This window comes from Caballeronia sp. J97 (assembly GCF_905220305.1).
GTDB lineage: Bacteria > Pseudomonadota > Gammaproteobacteria > Burkholderiales > Burkholderiaceae > Caballeronia.
Genome location: NZ_CAJMZL010000006.1, coordinates 1 through 17,995, shown reverse-complemented (window position 1 = coordinate 17,995; position 17,995 = coordinate 1). Strand labels below are relative to the sequence as shown.

The 17,995-nt window shown below is 59.9% G+C and carries 20 protein-coding genes; 10 read left to right on the top strand and 10 right to left on the bottom strand.

Translation table 11 applies throughout. The features are described 5' to 3' along the window. The first annotated feature begins 413 nt into the window (after positions 1–413). Both U4Y90_RS11125 and U4Y90_RS11120 read left to right on the top strand, forming a co-directional pair. The gene (locus U4Y90_RS11125) at positions 414–1,496 is read left to right on the top strand and encodes a primase-helicase zinc-binding domain-containing protein (protein ID WP_321794620.1); all 1,083 of its coding nucleotides are present in this window, start codon (positions 414–416) and stop codon (positions 1,494–1,496) included. Positions 1,497–1,599: 103 nt separating this feature from the next. Continuing rightward, positions 1,600–1,824, top strand: coding sequence for a hypothetical protein (locus U4Y90_RS11120; protein WP_321794619.1), 225 nt, complete (start codon positions 1,600–1,602; stop codon positions 1,822–1,824). Between the two features lie 59 nt (positions 1,825–1,883). Here the strand turns inward: U4Y90_RS11120 and U4Y90_RS11115 are convergent, their stop codons facing one another. From U4Y90_RS11115 to U4Y90_RS11100, 4 genes are all read right to left on the bottom strand, one after another. Beyond that, entirely contained in the window at positions 1,884–2,105 is a 222-nt protein-coding gene (locus U4Y90_RS11115; protein WP_321794618.1) for a hypothetical protein, read from the bottom strand. A gap of 4 nt (positions 2,106–2,109) precedes the next feature. Continuing rightward, a complete protein-coding gene (locus U4Y90_RS11110; protein ID WP_321794617.1) occupies positions 2,110–2,262 on the bottom strand; it encodes a hypothetical protein in 153 nt (50 codons plus the stop codon). Between the two features lie 144 nt (positions 2,263–2,406). After that, positions 2,407–2,766: a hypothetical protein gene (locus U4Y90_RS11105; protein ID WP_321794616.1), complete on the bottom strand. Its 360-nt coding sequence runs from the start codon at positions 2,764–2,766 to the stop codon at positions 2,407–2,409. After that, positions 2,763–3,785 carry a PRTRC system protein D gene (locus U4Y90_RS11100; RefSeq protein ID WP_321794615.1) on the bottom strand — a complete coding sequence of 341 codons (1,023 nt, stop codon included), beginning with the start codon at positions 3,783–3,785 and terminating at the stop codon, positions 2,763–2,765. The genes U4Y90_RS11105 and U4Y90_RS11100 overlap by 4 nt, the downstream gene beginning before the upstream one ends. A gap of 1,228 nt (positions 3,786–5,013) precedes the next feature. On the opposite strand from U4Y90_RS11100, the gene U4Y90_RS11095 reads away from it, so the two are divergent. Both U4Y90_RS11095 and U4Y90_RS11090 read left to right on the top strand, forming a co-directional pair. Next, positions 5,014–5,286, top strand: a complete 273-nt coding sequence (locus U4Y90_RS11095) for a hypothetical protein (protein ID WP_321794614.1) — start codon at positions 5,014–5,016, stop codon at positions 5,284–5,286. Between the two features lie 533 nt (positions 5,287–5,819). Further along, positions 5,820–6,950 (top strand): integrase domain-containing protein, encoded by a 1,131-nt coding sequence (locus tag U4Y90_RS11090; protein ID WP_321794613.1) that lies wholly within the window; start codon positions 5,820–5,822, stop codon positions 6,948–6,950. 155 nt (positions 6,951–7,105) lie between these two features. On the opposite strand, the gene U4Y90_RS11085 is transcribed toward U4Y90_RS11090, so the two are convergent. The 6 genes from U4Y90_RS11085 to U4Y90_RS11060 form a co-directional block, all read right to left on the bottom strand. Then, on the bottom strand, positions 7,106–7,246 hold the full coding sequence (locus tag U4Y90_RS11085; RefSeq protein ID WP_321794612.1) for a hypothetical protein: 141 nt from the start codon (positions 7,244–7,246) through the stop codon (positions 7,106–7,108). A 77-nt stretch (positions 7,247–7,323) separates the two neighbouring features. Continuing rightward, entirely contained in the window at positions 7,324–7,989 is a 666-nt protein-coding gene (locus tag U4Y90_RS11080) for a Lar family restriction alleviation protein (RefSeq protein WP_321794611.1), read from the bottom strand. A gap of 243 nt (positions 7,990–8,232) precedes the next feature. Beyond that, entirely contained in the window at positions 8,233–8,421 is a 189-nt protein-coding gene (locus tag U4Y90_RS11075; RefSeq protein WP_321794610.1) for a hypothetical protein, read from the bottom strand. A 51-nt stretch (positions 8,422–8,472) separates the two neighbouring features. Continuing rightward, on the bottom strand, positions 8,473–8,868 hold the full coding sequence (locus U4Y90_RS11070) for a hypothetical protein (RefSeq protein ID WP_321794609.1): 396 nt from the start codon (positions 8,866–8,868) through the stop codon (positions 8,473–8,475). 448 nt (positions 8,869–9,316) lie between these two features. Then, positions 9,317–9,646, bottom strand: coding sequence for a hypothetical protein (locus U4Y90_RS11065; protein ID WP_321794608.1), 330 nt, complete (start codon positions 9,644–9,646; stop codon positions 9,317–9,319). 13 nt (positions 9,647–9,659) lie between these two features. Further along, a complete protein-coding gene (locus tag U4Y90_RS11060) occupies positions 9,660–10,172 on the bottom strand; it encodes a hypothetical protein (RefSeq protein ID WP_321794607.1) in 513 nt (170 codons plus the stop codon). 517 nt (positions 10,173–10,689) lie between these two features. Here U4Y90_RS11060 and U4Y90_RS11055 point away from each other — a divergent pair. From U4Y90_RS11055 to U4Y90_RS11030, 6 genes are all read left to right on the top strand, one after another. Then, a complete protein-coding gene (locus U4Y90_RS11055; RefSeq protein WP_321794606.1) occupies positions 10,690–11,484 on the top strand; it encodes a hypothetical protein in 795 nt (264 codons plus the stop codon). 62 nt (positions 11,485–11,546) lie between these two features. Then, on the top strand, positions 11,547–14,669 hold the full coding sequence (locus U4Y90_RS11050) for an SNF2-related protein (RefSeq protein ID WP_321794605.1): 3,123 nt from the start codon (positions 11,547–11,549) through the stop codon (positions 14,667–14,669). Continuing rightward, the gene (locus U4Y90_RS11045; protein ID WP_321794604.1) at positions 14,666–14,911 is read left to right on the top strand and encodes a hypothetical protein; all 246 of its coding nucleotides are present in this window, start codon (positions 14,666–14,668) and stop codon (positions 14,909–14,911) included. The genes U4Y90_RS11050 and U4Y90_RS11045 overlap by 4 nt, the downstream gene beginning before the upstream one ends. A 679-nt stretch (positions 14,912–15,590) precedes the next feature. Then, on the top strand, positions 15,591–17,279 hold the full coding sequence (locus U4Y90_RS11040) for a PRTRC system ParB family protein (protein ID WP_321794603.1): 1,689 nt from the start codon (positions 15,591–15,593) through the stop codon (positions 17,277–17,279). A 24-nt stretch (positions 17,280–17,303) separates the two neighbouring features. After that, positions 17,304–17,531: a hypothetical protein gene (locus tag U4Y90_RS11035; protein ID WP_321794602.1), complete on the top strand. Its 228-nt coding sequence runs from the start codon at positions 17,304–17,306 to the stop codon at positions 17,529–17,531. A gap of 72 nt (positions 17,532–17,603) precedes the next feature. Further along, positions 17,604–17,995 (top strand): PRTRC system protein E (locus U4Y90_RS11030; protein WP_321794601.1); only part of this gene is annotated, 392 nt, incomplete at its 3' end.

Genomic DNA, 17,995 nt, shown 5'->3' with positions numbered 1-17,995 from the left:
CGCTCGGCGCATCGAAAAAAGCCGCTCAGTCGGCCAATGTTTACGGTGCTTCGAAGCCGTTCTTCTCCGACGCGGTGCCCACAAGGCGTCTGCGACGAATGTTGACAGGCAGTCGCAACAGAACCGTTCGAGAATTGGCTGCCTCGGCAAGCATGGTCGGCGATCTGATCCCGTAACACCTCACCATTCATCCCGTATTGCCTCACCTTTGCTGTTCCGTCCGGCCCCTCGGGCTGGCGGAACTACGAAGTGTCCTATTCCTCGCGCGACTCGCGCATCCCCCTTTCCGCTCCCCCTGCTGAGAAAAGCCGTTCGCCGTGATCCGCCACGCGCGATCTCGGACGGCTTTTCTGAGCATGGCTTTGCCGCCTGTCTCAGGCATCGACCTCAACCACACCACAACTGGAGTGACTATGAATGTAAAGGACATCAAGCTGTCGCCGGAACAGTGGGTTGCGTTGCTCCAGAAGTACGGAGTGCCCGCAAGCTCGTTGACCGGCAAGGGCGCACCTTGTCCGATCTGCGGCGGCAACGACCGCTTTACCTACGACAACAACCGCGGACGCGGCGATTGGGTGTGCCGCAAATGCAATGACGGCGATCGCAAAGCCGGCGACGGCTTTGAGCTGATCTGCAAGTCGGCAGGCGTGACCTTCCGCGAGCTGATGGTCGAACTCGAAGGGGGCACGCTTGCTGACGCACGACGTCGTCATGCACCGCATGCCGCGCCGGCCCCCGGCCGAAAGGTCGATCCCGAGTGGGCGCGCAAGCGGCTCGAAGGGATGTGGAATCGTGCGACGGCGATCGGCACCGATGGATTGGTGCCGCGCTATTTGGGTGAACGCGTGCCGGGATTGACGGCGGCGCCGTCGTCCGCGCTGCGAATGGCGATGCTCGAGTACCGGCATGAGAAGAAGGTGATCGGCCAGTGGCCCGGGATCCTCGCTCGCTTCACATTGCCGGACGGTCGACTCGGCACGTTGCACCGGACATTCCTCGAACGCTCGAAGCCTACAAAGGCGTCGATCGTCACTCACGATGGCGAGATCCTTCCGGCCAAGCTGAACGACGTGACGCTGCATAAGCTCAACGGCGGCGCAGTCCGGCTGATGGATCCGCTCGACGGGGAGATCGGCGTGGCCGAAGGGCTGGAGACGGCCTACGCCGCGCGCATGCAGTTTGGTGTGCCGGTCTGGTATTGCCTGAACCGCATCCTGCTTGCGGATTTTGTGGTGCCCGAGGGCTTGGGCATCCGCGTTGTCCACATCTTCGCTGATTTCGACGCGGTCGACCCTCGCACCGGCAAATCGCCCGGTGTGGACGCCGCGTTGAAACTGGCGAAGCGCTTACGTGCAGATGGGTACACGGCAATAGTTCATCGTCCGAAGAAGCGGGAGACTGATTTTGCGGATGAGTGGTTGGCCGCGCATCGTGTGGCGGGTTCCGCTCCCGCAGTGCCCATGCACCGTGGAGAGCGGGAAGTAGCACGTGCTTGATTCTTCGCGGCGCTCAAGCCGCTAACTGTACCTTTCGCCCGGTGGGGATTCGTCCCCGCCCGGGGCCGCAATCCGCCCGAGCTATGCCCATGGAGAAGAGGAAATGAGCTTCAGCATGATTGTCGGCCGCTATCAGATCGTCGCAACATCCGGTGTAGGGAACGGCTCCGTGAGAGTCGGGAAATCGGAAGCGCAGGCGTATGACGTGATTGATCGAGGACACGGCTGCAAAGCCAGGATCGAGAAACAGGGTGTCACACTCGACACTGCGTGGTTCTATTGCATTCGCCGACAGGCGAGCGCACAAGGAGTATCTCTGTTGCACTGAAGACACCATGAAGACGAAACCCGGCCATCGAGTCGGGTTTTTTTTTGTCCGGGTTCCTGTCAATACTTGAACAGAACGTGGTATCGCAAGACCCATCGCAACACGAAGAAGGTGACTTTGAGAAGCGGGATGAGGATTCCGACCGCCCACAGGAGGCCGGCGCCCGATGCGAAGCACACCGTCTCGCTGAGCGCGTTCGTGGGAAATTGCACCGAAATACCCATGAGAATAAAGAACGCCACGGCGATCAGTACACGTCGTGCAACATACGGCAGCGTCATGAATCTAGCGTGCATCGTTAGCCCCCTTTTTGTGAGCGATGATGGCGCGGCGGAACAGATAGGCAGCCTCGCACCCGGCGAGCGCGGCCGCAACGAAAACCCACATACGGGCAGCGCGGGTCCAGTCCAGTTGCATGATAGTGTCCAGAAGGGTCATGAGCAAATCTCCGTTAGCGTTGTAGGGCGCGTCGTGCGGCCCATGAATCCATCATGTCACCCACGCCTCAAAGTCAAGGCGCGGCACAGAAAGCAGTGCGGCGACGCAGTACGCTAAGCGAGCCGCCAGCTCCGTGATTGAATCTTAAAAGTCGCCGAGCTTATCAGCGAGGAACGCGTAATCGAACTGCCCCTCCTCTTCGTTGGGCGCCGCCGTTTGAGTAAAAGCGCGATGAGCTTCGGCGCGCGGTTGCGTGGCAAGCTGATCCACGTCAGTGGCGGCCGATGCGGGTGTGACTGAACTCATGTGACGCTCTTCGTCGGTGACGGAGCCCGCGATCGACGCGGCGTCGGCGATTGTACCGCTCCCGCGTAAGGCTTCCTCAGCGAGCCGCTTGAGGAGAGCCGCGCGTTGCCTCGGGTTTGAGACGGCGGTCATGGTCTGAAACAACGCCGGCGTGACGCACTCGCTGATCGTTATCTTGATCTCCAATGTTCCCGTCATGCGGCAACGCCCTCTTTGCGCTGCTTCTCGCGCATCATTGCCACTTCGCCCGCAGCAAAGAAGCCCTTGACGTTCGAAAAACTGGGGTTCGACATCACATCGATCCGCGTAGTCGGGAATTCTGCGCGGATGGTCGACGCGTAAAGGGATGCGCCACCTCCGGTGAGAACGATCGAACGGAGATCTTCGGTATGGCCGATGTGGTTATGAATGATCTTCACCGTCCCGTCGATGACCGGCTGCGACTCGGCGCGATAGGACGTGAGATCGATGTCCTGGCCGGCGATCAGATACTTCTTGCCTTCGCGTACCGCCTTGTCGATACGCTCGATTCCGTCGGGCGACACCTTCAGCTTCGCCTTGATTCGCTCAGCGATTTTCTGAAAGTAGTGCGAGGCGCCGCTCTGGTGGCCGCCGCTGCGGCGTTCGTCCATCGTGAGGCCTGTCGCGACGACCCAGTCCGTCGTGAAATACCCGACGTCGATGATCAGGTGGGGGTTGTCGTGGTCGAACTCGTGATACTTCGTGAAGTTCACCAGCGCGCCGATCGGTTGCGGCAGGACCATGACTTTCCCGACGGTAACCTGAGTGCTGCCGAATTCAAGCTTGCCAGTAAAGGTCTGGCGAAGGTGCTCAGCATATTTGTGAAAGTTCTTGACCGGCAAACCCAGCACCAGGCGGTCTACGGAATCAACGTTCGCGAAGTGGAAGGCGCCGCAAAGCAGCGCCGCATAACTGTCGGTTGTGCAGTAGTTGTCGGCCAGCGTGCCACCCGCGTCGCCATTGCGCGAGCTCAATGGAACACCGGGACCCACCTCGTAGGTCTTGCCATTCCATTCGATCGGGACAGTCTTTGGAACGTTCAACAGCCCCTGGCTCTCGATGGCAATGGTTTGCTCCTGATATGCGGGGGTGAGCGACGGAAAGATCAGCGTTGCGACCTCCGAGCCGTTGCGAAAGGCGACTTTCGTATTGCCGTACCCGATGTCGACGGCGAACACTGATGCGTGCGATTTCATTCTCTCTCCAGAGTGTTTTAAAGTTCAGAGCACGTTCTCACCGAAAAGTGTCAGATTTCGGTGAGATAGAAGCGCTGGTGTGAGCGTGTTGGACGAAGTCCACGAAAACTGACAGATAAGTGCCCGAATACGGTTAGATAAGCGAATCAAGTTATGAAGGCCGTTCAATCTGCTAGTTTTCGGGCAGAAAACTGTCAGAAAAGTCACCCCGCTACACCGTTCTACTTTAGCGACCAACTGGTGATGTCAAGGAAGTAAAAGCGCGCATGATTTAGCCAGCTTTCGCCCACGCAGTGCCGCCGAACACGTTTATTCTTCGAAATACCCACCGCGCAACCAGCGCATCGACACTCCTAAAAGGACCATCGAGGGGCTCGCTTTGCCTAGCGAAAACCCCTCTGTCACAGGCCGCAAAGTGATGCGGCCTTTTTCTGAATCAGATCAAGTACAAGGCGACCCAAGTTGAGGACGCCGGACACGCGATATCCATTGGGTTTGCGGGCGGTTTTGCCCGAAATGGCGAGTTGAGACGGCTTGGAAGCGGACGCGGACACGGTTGCAGCACGGTTACCGCGCGCCTCGGATCAGGTCGGCTCGATGAGCATGGACGCATCCTTTCAGCATACGAAGCTGGGTACGTTGCATGAAGCCCGATACACCGCGGCCGATTGAACGAACTTGGGGATGGGGGTATGAGCGGGCCAGTCTAGGCGGCTCATCCCTGTACGGAAGACGAACGGTAGGCGCGACCGGAGAAAAAACAGCGCAAACGAATTACCGAGCAATTGGCCGAAGTCGTGCTGTCGCGAGACAGAGCACACAGGCGCAGGGATGCGTCTAGGCCGGCGCGGTAGCCGTAGCAGCGGCGTTTCTCGGTTGACGCAGCAAACGGGCGCAACACGAGGAGCGGTGGCGAGGCAAGACTCAACGACGAGGGGCTGCGAAAGCAGTGCCGGTCGTGATCAGCCGGCAGCAACGTCACCAGCGGTTTTCGCGCGAAGCGTGAGAGCGGCAGCACGCGGCAATACGGAAGGTCGATGCACGTTTCTTCCACGTGCGGGGCTATCGAATGGAATCGCTAAAGGACAGGAAGGCAGGACCCGGCGGGGGCACGCGGCGCGCAGCGCGATCGAGACCAGGGGATAGGCTCCCTGCGGCTCTCGGGCTGTGGCAAACGAACCGGGCGCAAATGTTGCCCGGCCCGACTAAACGCGGATACGAGGTACGGATGCAGCAGCCTTCAAGCGGGTTCGTTCTTCGGCGGCGGATGAGCACGGCGATGATCGTCGGCTCGTACCACGACGTGCTGGGACCGCTGTTCTTGGAGCTTTTCGTAGGGTCGAACGAGACCGCGCATTACGGCTTGACCGCTGTCGTGGATCGAGCGCATCGCTTTGAGTCCGATGAGGTCAGCGTTGACGCAATGGACGATTTCATCGGCCGCGTTCTCGATTGCAATAGCCGCCTCGACCAATTGGGTGACTTTGGGACGCTGAGTTAATCCGCTGGCATCTCGCCGACTAAATTTTTTGAGTGGGCCGCGGCCACGGTGTGGATTGAGATTCGCAGTCCGTCGACGCTCCTGTTCCTGCAGCGGTTTGATGGCCGCATCGAGAGATCGTCGGAATGGACGCACGACCTCTCCCGTGCGTATCGCTTCAGTCCGTCTGCGGTGCTTTTGGGATCCGAACTGGACGCCGTCCGACGTCATGGGCGACTCGTGCCGGTATCGGCTGCGCATCAATTGCCGCAGACGCAACAGCAGGGCATCGGTGGGTGGGTGAACCACAGTCTCGAGGCAGATGCGGCGTGGGCGGAGTGGCGGTTGTCTCAGCGGTTTGGGTTCTCGGATGCGAAAGCGCGACGCCGGGCGCTTAAGCATGCAGGCATAACGGGTTGGCATACCGCGGGGCTGGGCTGGACGAGTAAGCGTTCGTTCGCCCATTCGGCAGAACTCAGGCGGGCGTTCGATTTGGGACGCTTTTTGTTTTTGTGTAGTCAGAGGCAGGTCGGAAAGTCGTTTGGAGAACAACAATGTTAGTGACAGTGAACGTACACGCGCTTCTGAGCGACTACCGGCTTCCGGCCGATTTCAAGCGCGAGCTTGAAGTCATCTTTCTGGATAACGTGAATCGCGTGCACAGTCGCACGCGCGTCAGTTCGAAAACGCTCTCGGTCAAAACGCAGGGCTATCGGTTACAGAAACTGTGCAGGTCGTTTCTCGAGCTTCGCGAGAATGGCTTCGCGTTGCAATCGCCGTGGTCACTGAAAGAGAAGCACATCCGCTTCCTCGTCGAGTTGTGGGTAGGAAAGAAGCAGAGCGCGGGGACGATCGAGAATAAGCTGACTTACTTTCGCGCGTTCGCCGATTGGATCAGCAAGCCGAAACTCGTCGGCACGCTCGCCGACTATGCTGATCGCAAAGAGCACGGCCTTGTTCGCTCGTATTCCGCACTTGAGGACAAGTCGTGGGAGGGCAATCAAGTCGACGCGATTGCCATACTGACTGCGATTGCTCAGACAGACCCCGTGGTTGCGATGCAGTTGAAGCTACAAGCGGTGTTTGGGTTGCGTGTCGAGGAGAGCTTTCTCCTGCGGCCAAGAGAGTCGGTACGTCGCGATGGCCTGCTGAGCGTCACGCGCGGAACGAAGGGGGGGCGAGATCGCGTGGTGCCGATGGAGCTGCAAACGTCGGTGCTCGAGGAAGCCATGCAATACTGCAACACGCTGAGCGGCTCAACGATCCCCGACGGCTACACCAAGACTCAGTGGAAGAATCACTACTATGACGTGCTCAAGCGTTATGGCGTAACGAAAGCAGGTTTGGGTGTCACGAGCCACGGCTTGCGGCACGAGTATCTCCAGCAGATGTATAAAAAGCTGACAGGCGTCGCGGCGCCAATCAAAGGAACAGGCGAGAAGGCCGATATCAAGAGCCATCGCGAAGCGATGCTCCAGGTCGTGGCGGCGGCGGGTCATAGTCGGCCCCGCAAGGCAAACGCATATCTGGCCAGCTACAACAGTGTTGCTCAACAGAAATCGGCCGCGATTACGTTCGAGCAAGCTGAGGCTGCGATCGTCACAGCGTCCGGCGAAAAGAAGGCCGCGGCCAAGTCGCTTGGTATCTCACGGCAAGCGCTCTATCGCATCCTGGAGCGTAAGTAATGTACCAAAAAATGGGGGGGACGCTAAATGGTACTTTGCTAAAAGGCTTCAAAATCTTTTGAAATCAATAGCTAAGCGAGAATCCCGAAAACTCACCAGAGCTATCTGGATAGCTCTGGTGACGTTTCAATCAGGCGAAAGTTTGGATGCCCGGCTCAGTTCAGCAACCAGTTCAGCATCGGACTCGTCATGGCGTGATACGTGAGGATCGCACCCAATGCCATGACGGTGAAGATCTGCGGGGCGAGGCGCGCCCGGAGGCGATAGGCAGCGCGGATGTATTCAACGGGGGACATACTGGTCTTCCTCTTGTTGGATCCCTGGTCGGCGACCAGAGCTAACTTCAGTATGCCGGCCGTGCCTCGAAGTCAAGCTACCAGCGGTTGCGGTCGGGAAGATCGTCGACGGCGAGGTTCACGCTGTTCTCGAAGTTGCCTTCGTCTCCGCCGGTGGAGGGAATGCGGGGAAACTGGATGGATGCGATCCCGTCGATGTAGATGCGCTTGGCGAGCTGCTGGAGCTTACGGTAGCGGGCTGCATCATTAAGCACGGTATCGACGGGCCAATATTCGCTCATCGTGATTTTGCTATCTGCGATTTTCTTGGCGATCATGCCGAATAACGGCCCACGCTTCTCCCAATCATCTTCGTTGCGCGCAAGCAGGTCGATCAGAAATGCGGCATCGACCGAGCTGATCTCTTTGCGAATGAGCTTGAGGAGGTCGCCTTCCTTGGCCTTCGGTCGCCGCATACGGGCGTTCCAAATTTCCCCAGCTTGGTCCAGCGCAGCGTGCCGGTCGTTGCCAGTCGGTATCCAGGGCGTTTGCATCCCGCACTCTTCACAGTAGATGCAGCAGACTTTCTCGGTCGGAGCCTCGTAGAGAGAGCGTGCCTCCATATCGTGCATTGTTGGGGCGCGGCTGTCGCCGAGACGGGAAAAGTCGCGCTCGGGTGCTGACGGACGGCCAATCACCCGTTGGGAAAATCCGAAGGCCCATGCCCCGCCGCAATGGTCGCAGGGGAACAGTTCGTCAGTCATGGCGGTGGTCCGGGGGCGTCGCCGAGGGGCGGCTAAGGTCAATGATGCAGGCGGAGTGCATTATAGCGACCTGTGTGCCAAGCGCTGACCGTGATCGTCGGCGTAGTGGCGCTGGCAGGGGGTGAATTGCTTCTTGATGGTCGCACGTGACTGTGGCGACAGGGGAAGTCGCCACTTTTGGGGCTTGCTGCGGGGAACTTCGCACAGCGCGAACCGCGTCGCGGGGCTGCACTGGGAACCCCATCACCCTCGCAGCCGGGCTACCGAGTCTTTCATTGCCGCACGCTGCTCTTCGAGTTCATCAGCACAATCCCAGTGTAGATCGCACTCGTCGTTGGTCAACGCGATCCCGTTAGGCATCCGCTTGCTTTCCGCGATGTCCCGCAACGCGTTAATTGCGGCCCTCAGGGCCAAATCCAGATCGACTTTCATTAGCGTGCAGCTCACGTGATAGCGGGGACGACTCCGCCTGCTCGAGCGAAACTACGCTGCTACGCGTTTCGCCGCAATGCCATTGTAGTCTTCGTGGCTGACGAGGCGTAGGGGCATCAGTGACGGGGCGTCAAACAGAAGGCGATACGATCGGCCGACCGGCACGGAGAGCAGCTTGCCCGCCGACGATTTGATGAACTTGCCATCGAGCGAAAACGGATGGACGCCGCTGCTGACCTTGGCGAGCAGGTCACGTGCCTCGCGTTGAACCGATTTCAGATGCCGCACGATCGAAAGATCGATCGGGTCGGTTGCGGTCGAACGCTGAGTCGCGGCCCGTCTTTCCTCCCGGGCGCGCAACGTGTCGGCCTTCTTCTTTTCCGTGGCAGCGCACGCGTGGCAATACTTGCCCCGGCCGCGATGACCGCACGCGAACGTTTGTTTCATGTTGCTCATCCTCGCGATTGCTGATGATCTATTGCACCATTGATCGATGCTCGGTCAAGGCTCGGTTGGCGACTGTTTCGAGGTTCTTTCGTGAGGGACGAGCCTGTCTGACCTCTTTAAATCGCTCGAGCACGCGTGCGTTGGCGAGCGACAAGCGGGCGCTTGCGGGCGCTCAGCCTGTCGATTTGAGCAAGCGCGAGGCTGTACTGCTCGGAGAACATCGACAGCGCCCAAAATGGGCTCAGCATTGCACTGCAAATGGATCAGCCGACCACTCCGCGCTTTGGCTGGAGCTTGATTCGCCGATGTGTGCATTCGCCGCGTAGGCGTCTGATCTGGCGCGATGGCCCGACGAGGGGGGCCGACACTACGCCCTCTTGGCGCGTTCGAGTTGCCGCACATACCTCGCCGGGTTGTCCTCGACCTCTTCGAGCGCGACGCTTACGCGTCAAATGAAACTTGCGCCATGTGCTGCTGCCTCTCGAAGGGTTTGCTGCGCTTCGTCCTCCGGAACCTTATGGATGTGCGCTCTGGTGCCAAGGAGGTGAGCCGCTTCTCGTACGCTCAGACAGAACTGTTCGGCATGGTCGCTGCTCGGAAACTGAAGTCCAACCGTCGACACGGCGTCGGGTGCGGCGTAGTCCCGAGAAAACACCGAACCGGCTCCAAGCAAAGCATCGATCCAGCTATCGGGAATGCCGCGAGCAGGTTTGGATGCCGCGCGGGCGCCAGCGGGGTCCGTCGTGCAATCTTCGAAGCTAACAACGATCAGATTCATGGTTCGGTTGCGGTTAAGCTGTGGTGGGACTCGAGACGCTCTCGATGCACTCGGCGAGGCGATCCGGGGCGCGCCGGCGTTGTCTGCCAACGATGTCGTAGAGCGCGATTGCACTCATGATCGCGATGATTGCATTGAAGCCACATGCGGCAAGCAAGGCCGTCAATCGCTTATCGTTGGTCGCTAGCTCCTCGGCGCGCGTGTTCAGCGACGTTTCGAGCGTGCGACGCTGCGCCGACAGCGCGGCCTCGAAATCCTTTTCGCTAACAAAGCCATAGTCCGCGACCACAGCCGCTCGCCCATCATCAGCGACATGGGCGAGCGCATCGCTCAATCCCTGCATGCGCTCGACGACTGCGGTGTTCGCCACAACCTGGGCAGCTGAGCGCTGAACGGTGTACTGATGGGCGACGATACCGATGGCACCAATAGAGCTGATGGTCGATACAACGAGAAAACTGATGGTGGCGAGGTGACTGATTTTCATCACGTTCGAGAGGGCCGGGTAGGTGGCGGTCTTGCGCATGCTCCATGAGTCCATGCTCATACGCGCGCGAATTCATTCTCTCTGGTCCGAAAGCGCCTGCGTGCTCGAAAGGCGGGCGGATTTGCGTGGCTTTCATGGGCGCCAACTCAGGCCGTACGCGCATTTCGAAGGCAGAACGAAAGCTACAGGGCAGAAAGCTCGCAAAAAACGCGGTCTTTGTCGGTTGGCAGCGCTATCCAGATAGCCCCTCTCGGTTTTCGACCGACACCAGCGTTTGCGGTGGGTGCTCTCGCGATTCGACTTATCCACACGGTTAATCACAGAAACTGTGGATAAAAGCGCATGGGCAGTTCAACGAGAGGCGCTATCAAATCCTTCGCTTTCTGAGTGGGCATGATCGCCTTCGACAGGTATCGTTGGCCAATCACCCGCGCATGACGCGCATCGATTCTCCGGCACGCCTTCTCGGTACGCCGCGCACCCGTATTTTTTCTCAAACCCGCAGGGGCGTGTCCCCTCGCGGGCGTGCGCCTGCTCGATCCAATGGAGCACTCACATGTATACTCAATTGATTCAGCAGTTCAAAGACGCCCAATCGGCAGCAGCGTCGGCATATAGCGTGGTCATTGGAGCCGAGCGTGCCGCTTTCACGGGCAGCCTGAGTGAGTATTCGGCGATGGAAACGCGCAGTGAATACAAGGCTGAGCGTGAGCTCACGAGCTTCTGTCAGCGACTGCAATCGCGATTGGTGATGGAGGCCAGTCGCAAGTTCGCGCCGGCGGGCGGCAGAATCGAGATCGACTCGGCTCGTGAGGCGGATCGATTCGGCCTCGATGTCGCCGACGCTTTACGGAAGGGACACCTTCCTGATATGGACGGCTTCTGGCAGCACCTCGAACAGACGTTCGGCGGTGACGCCGGCGAGCGGGTTGCCTTCGAGCAAGCGGCGAAGGCAATCATTTCCGGCTTCTGGCTGAAGCCCGACGCCGAGATCAAGCGCACGAGCAGCGCTGTCGTCTTGGAAAAGCGCGTCACGTCGCAGTCGTCGTTTCATTCCAAGGGCCAGCGCGAGGTGTACTACTCCTCGCAGCAGTCGGTCGCAACGACGTTCGATGGGCTGGCGACTTTTTCGACGAAACATCAGTTCGGCAAACTCGCGTGGGAGCTGCGCAATTTCAGCGTCCATCGCCTGACTTTCTCCACCCGGGAAAAGCTCTCTTTCACGGGGCTGGACATCGTGCTGTTCAACGACAAGTGGCAGTTCAAGTTCGCGCATGACGTGGGCGACGCGCTGTCGATCTTCATCAGCGAGTTCGGTGCCGAATACCTCGCCTCGCACGATCGGTACTGACCTCCCTTTCCTTCATCTTCTCGACCCGCTTCGGCGGGTCTTTTTCTTTCAGAGGCTAATTCATGCAGAGAGATCTGTTCTCCGTCGCGCCGGATTGGTACGGGCCGTTGCGCGCGATCAAGAGTCTCGGCTCGCAAGCACCGTCGGTCGCTCACCAGGGTGAACTCGCGGCTGCCCGGCGCCAGCACCTTGGCCAGTTCTTCACGCCCGATTCGATCGCAGCGTTTATGTGGAGTTTCGTGAGCAGCTGGCACATCAATCGACCCATCCGCATCCTGGACAACTCGGTAGGCTCGGGCCGGCTGTTGCAGTACGCGGACCCGGAACGTCATGCCGTGTATGGCGCCGACGTGCATGCCGATGTGATCCAGCAGTGCCAGAAGGTGTTCGAGGATGCAGGTTTTCACTGCGAATTCCGGCAAGCCGGCATGGAGGAAATCCATCCGACGCGCTTCGATATCGCGTTGATCAATCCGCCGTTCTCGATTCATCTCGAGTCACCGCATCTGCAGCCGCTCGAATGCACGACATGGGGCCGGTACGGCGCAAACACCAGCGCACTGAGCCACGACTACAGCGTGCATCAGGCGCTCGAGGCGGCAAACATCGTCGTGGCCTTGTTGCCCATCGCCACGGCCGAAGCGATGGTCGCGGGCGAGCAGGGAGATACGCTCAGGCGCCGCGCGGCCGGACTCTTCGAGCTGCCGCACGATGCGTTCAAGCTCGAGGGCGCGAACGTACGTACGGCGGTCGTGGTGTTCGACCGGTACCGCATGCATCCGATGGCGGATTTTGTGCGCGCTGTCGTCGACGATCTCTCGAAGCCAGGCCCGGATCTCGGGCTGCACTTCGAGGACCGGGCATTCGGCGAGTCGCGGTTGCGCCTTCAGAAGCTGGACGATAGCGAACCTGTCATCACTCGTGCCGTGACGGGCGACAAGTCGGTCGCGATCTCGCACGATGGCAGACGCATTCGCCTCGGCTTCGCATGTGGTTTCAACGAGGCGATGGTCCTGAACGCAGTGTTCGTCAAGCGGATCTACTCGCGCGACGGGGATCGCCTGCCGCGCGGCTTTCGCTACTCGGGACAAGGCTTGCTGGATCTGGAGACGTATCTGATGCAGGACGATCCGGTTTGCGCGCTCGATCAGTTGCTCGATCGCATCCGCAGCGTCGGAGGCAAGCCGCAACTGGCGCCCGGCTTCATGGAGCACGTGCGCAGACGGATGCGGCGCAGTGTTCGGCAGGCCGTACCGCTGCGCCATGTGGCGTGGACAACCGGAGCAGGGTCGCGAGATCACGTCACGGGCGTCGCGAAAACGACCCACAAGGTCGATGCGACGCGTTGGGCGAGCCCGCTGATCAAGGCGGGCGATCAGGTCCAGTTTGCGCGGGTCGAGGACGGACGATATCGGTACGCGCTGCATGGCGTGCCGTATCACCTCTCGGTCGACGAGCTCAACGCGCGGTTCGCGGTCGAGAACGTCAGCGAAGGGTGGGAAGTGGTGCACGAAGGGTTGCGCGCATGGTATCCCGAGCAAGCGACGGCGCTGCGCTCGCGGGTAAAGGCGCTCGGCGTCGACCAGTGGCTCGACTGGGAATTTCAGGTCGACGATCTGGTGGAGACGCTGTTGAAGCCCGCGGGTTGCGTGGTCGCGTGGGAGCAGGGGTGCGGCAAGTCCCGTCTCGCATTGGCGCTCATTCTTGTGTCGGGCGTCAAACACGGCCTCATCGTTGTTGAATCTCGTCTCATCGAGGAGATGCTCAACGAGATCGCACAGTTGCCCATCGGCGCGGATCGCGTGAAGGTAATCGAGTCCGAGGCGGATCGGATCGATGTGCGTCAGTTCAATCTGATTTCCTACGAGCGGTTGCGCATGCCCGTCGATAAGGCGGCGTCGGCGCGCGTGACCTATGCACACCGGCTGCGTCGTCGAATTGGCTTGCTGGTGGCCGATGAAGGCGAGCGTCTCGCGAATCCGACGAGTGATCAGAGCCGTGCGCTGTGGCAACTCTCGGCGCGGCGGCGTTTTGTTTTGACGGGGTCACCGATACCGAACTACCCACGTGACGCCTTCGGTTTGATTGCGTTCTCGGGTGGTGATGGAACGGCTGCGCAGCCCTACGGATATCGCGTTGGCTACCTGGAGCAAAACTGGATCAACTCGGTGGAGTACGCGATGCGCGGCGTCGATCGATTCAGGGATGACTTCGTCGTGCTGGAGTGGGTGACGTGGCAGTTCGCGGAGAGCCTGCAGGAAGGGGCGAAGCGCGAGGTGCCGAAGATCGGCAACCTGCATCGGTACCGCGCGATGCTCGCGCCACACATCAAGCGCAGGCTGGTTGCTGAGCCCGAGGTGTCGCGCTACATCCAGATCGAGCCACCTGAATTCGAAGTGGAGACGGTCGAATGGGATCGCGGGCATCTGGCCGCGTATCTGCGCGCCGCGGATGAGTTCGCTGATTGGTATCGCCAGTCGCGCGACGACAAGAAGGCGTGCAATCTCGTCACGATCCTGGCTCGGATTCGCGCCGTGCATTTCGCCGCCAACTATCCGCAGTTCGGGATGGAGGGTGTCGAGCACATGGGCGGGCTGACCAGCAAACAGCGCGCGGTGGTCGAGCGCATGCGCGCCATCGCGGCGGAAGGCAAGCAAGCCATCGTGTTCGCTGAAAATCCGGGCGTGCTCGATCTGCTCGCGCGGGAACTCGATTCGCATGGGGTGCAGACGGTGCCGTTTCACGGCGAAATCCCGATCAAGCGTCGCGTGGCCGACAAGGACAAGCGATTCCTGACGGGGTCGGCAACCGGGCTGATGGCTACGAAAGCGTCAGGACGGGCCGGCTACAACCTGCCGAACGCCGACTACATCCTCTTCTACGATCGGTCGTGGACGTGGCGCATCGAGTATCAGGCGATGCGGCGCGCGCTGCGCTGGAATCGGAAGGGCGTGTTGAAGGTGCTCTATTACCATCTACCCGGAAGTATTGATGAGTATCAGGACCAGATGGTTGCGCATAAGCGTGATGCAACGCAGGCGGGCCTGGACTGGGCGACACCCGAGCTTGACGATGAGACGTTCCTGCATATGGATTGTTTGCTGGATCGCTTCGTTGATGACCTCGCATTGCTCACCGATCGCACGCCGGGCGACATGCGCAAACAACTGAAGGAGGCAGCTTGAAAGACTCGAATGTGTCTGTGTTAGTCGGCGAGGGCGTCGTCACGATCAAACGTGAAGGCTCCAATCGTGCGGTGCTGGCGAAGATCCTTGGTAAGGTAGCTGTCGAAGGCATCGAGGTGCTGTGCCTGGATCGACTTGTGCATGAGAGCCACGAACAGCAGTTTGGAGAATGGAGGCTGGCGGGTGCGGTCACTACGCTGCTGTCGCGGCCGCTCGATATGCACATCGCCGTGACTGCGTGATGGGCCAAGCGGCATCCGAAGATGCCGCTTGGCCTACCACCTACCCTTGAATCCTACCCGGCCACTTCGAGCCGGGTTTTTTTTGGTCCTCGCGCGCACGACGATGCGAGCGACAACAGTGGTCGAGGCCGAGTCGATTTCGAGCTTTTCAGGACCGCGAGAAGGTCGATCTGCGCTTTGTGCCAATCTCCTCCAAGGTAGATCGACAAGTCATAGCGTTTGACCTCATGTACCATTTTCTGGGGGGGACGCTAAATGGTACATTGAGCGCACGCGGTTTTTCTGTTGCAAATCATCGATCTACACAACAGTCCGTTTTGCCGTCAGAGCTATCTGGGTAGCTCTTCTTGTCGTCCCGGACATGCGCGAGCGATGCTTAGGATGAGTGGATCACGGTTTTCGATCAGTATCCCACTGGAAAGATGTAACGTAGCCGCCCGTCTTCGTCGCCGCCGCTGAGGATTACGGGAAGCAGATTAGCTCCGCGGATGGAAACTCAGGGCTTTAAGACCACATATTTTCGTGAGCTTTCTCGGCTAGTTGGCTTGCCTAAACCGCTATCTTTGCTCCATCACCCGCGTCTCTGACGCATCGACTCCGCTGACATCCGTCAGCCCACGTTGTTCAACCCTTTGGGAACCACTCCCAAAGGGGCGGGTTCCCTTCTCGGAGCCCCGCCATGCAACAACAACCTTCTCTCGCTCTTAAGCACATCCAGGTCAGCATCAATCCCCGCAAGTATTTCGATCCTGCGGAGATGGAAGAGCTCACCGCATCCGTGCGCGAAAAGGGCGTCATTCAGCCCGTCATCGTGCGAACCGTCGCCGACGGTGGTTACGCCCTCGTCGCCGGCGGCCGCAGATACAAGGCCGCGCTCGTTGCTCACGGCGAGGATTATGAGATCCCCGTTGTGATCAGAGAGATCGATGAAGTCGAAGCCAAGCAGCTCGCCATCATCGAGAACATCCAGCGGGCCGACATGTCGCCGGCAGAAGAAGCGATTGCCGCAGCCGAGCAGGTCGGGCTGTGCAAGGGCGATCGCGACGAAGTCGCACGCATCTTCGGCTGGTCGCGCGCGACGCTCGACAAACGCCTGGCGCTGATGAACTGCAGCACGGCCGTGCTCGACGCACTGAGCACGCGCCAGATCCTGCTGGGTCATGCCGAGTTGCTTGCCGCGCTCCCCAAGGAGACGCAGGACAAGCTGCTGCCGGTGATCATCAAGGAAGGCAAGCCGGTCGCGGAGGTCAAAAAGACCATCGAACAGGTCGCCTGTTCGTTGTCCGCGGCGATCTTCGACAAGGCCGATTGCGCCGGATGCCCGCACAACTCGTCCACTCAGGGCGAGATGTTCGGTGAGTCCATCGGGACGGGAAACTGCACCAATCGCACCTGCTACAACGAGAAGACCGAGAAGATGCTCGACGCGACGGCCGCTAGCCTGCGCGACGAATGTCCGGTCGTGCGGATCGTGCGTGCGGGCGACAACCATACGCGCGTGCAACTCGCGGTCGACGGTGCGAGGGGCGTGGGCGAAGAGCAGGCCAAGGCGTGTCACGCGTGCCAGAACTACGGCGCGGCGGTGAGCGGGCTGCCTGACTCGATCGGCAAGGTCTACAAGGGCCAGTGCTTCGACACGGTCTGCAACATGAAGAAAGTCGCGGCCCATCTGCAGGCGGTGGAGGCTGCCACGCAGCCGAAACCCGCTGCGAACGCGGCAGCGGGCGGAAGCGACGTTAAGTCTGGCGGCAAGGCGGCGCCGATTTCAGCATCGGACGCCAAGGCCACGGGCTCGAACTCGTCTGTGACGGTCGTTTCCGAGTCGGACAAGATCAAGGCGTATCGCGTGGCGTTGTGGCGTAAAGCACTGCGCCGTGAGGTCGGTGCGGATCCCGTGCTTGCCCAGCGATATCTCGTTGCGATCGCGTTGTCCGATCAGATGCGCTGTGTCGATCAGAAAACGCTCTCCGGCATCTGGGAGAAGCTCACGCAAGAGCAGATCCCCTCGGGCGATGTCACTAAAGCCGCGACTGCCACCGCAACTGCCGACGATACCCAGCTCGGCCATGCGGTGACTGGCGTGACCGTCGCGGCGATTCAGGGGCTGGATGTTCAGCACCTGACGCATCTGTGCAAGCACCATCGCCTCGATCTCGCGAAGCACTGGAAGCTTTGTAAGGAGTTTCTGGAGCTGATCACAAAGTCGGAAATGATGGTGGTCGCAGACGAGCTCGGCCTTCGTGCCGCGCTCGGCGAGAACTTCAAGAAGATCTTCGGCAAGTCCAAGTCTGAAGTCATCGACGCGCTGCTGGCCATCAAGGATTTCGACTACACGGGCAAGATTCCGAAGGTCCTCAATTTCAAATAACGGACGAATCGGACGAATAGGACGATGACCTCTGCGTTTGACCTCCAGCTACGCGCGCGTGTGAGTCTGGCTTCGTATCGCTGCGGGTTGGGTGACGATTACCTCGATGAGGCGATCGCACTCTCGACTGACAGCGGACTGCGTGAAGACAGGGTGACGGCGTTCCTCGCGGACGAAGCGGCCCTCATGCGCGCATACCCCGAAGGCCTTGCAATGCCGGACGCAATCGAGCAGGCCGGGCAGTTTGATTGACCGTTTTTTCACAAACAATCCCACCTTCAGACCGCGTCCGCGCGGTCTTTTTCCTCTCTCAGGAGTTTTCCCATGTTCATCGCTATTGAGCCGCTCTTGCGGCATTGCGAAAAGCTCACGCTTTCGTTGCAAATGAAGGGTGATCAGATGGTGGTGTGCGTCATGCCGCAAGGCAAGTCAAAGGATGCGGCGATGCTGCACCCGCTCGCGCTCACCGCCTCGGCGGCTGAGCTCGACGCCGGCTTTATCGATGCGCTCGCGGCCTACACCGGCGCGCATGCATCGCTTGCGGAACAGGTCGCCGCGACCACGGCGATTCTGGAAGCGGCCAAGACGACGCAGGTCTCGAAAGCGACCAAGTCGTTGGGTGGCAAGGGCAGCAGCAAGCCTGCTGCGCCTGTTGCTGCCAGCCGATCTTCTGCCAGCAGCGAAGATGACGATGACGATGACGAGCACAACGGCAA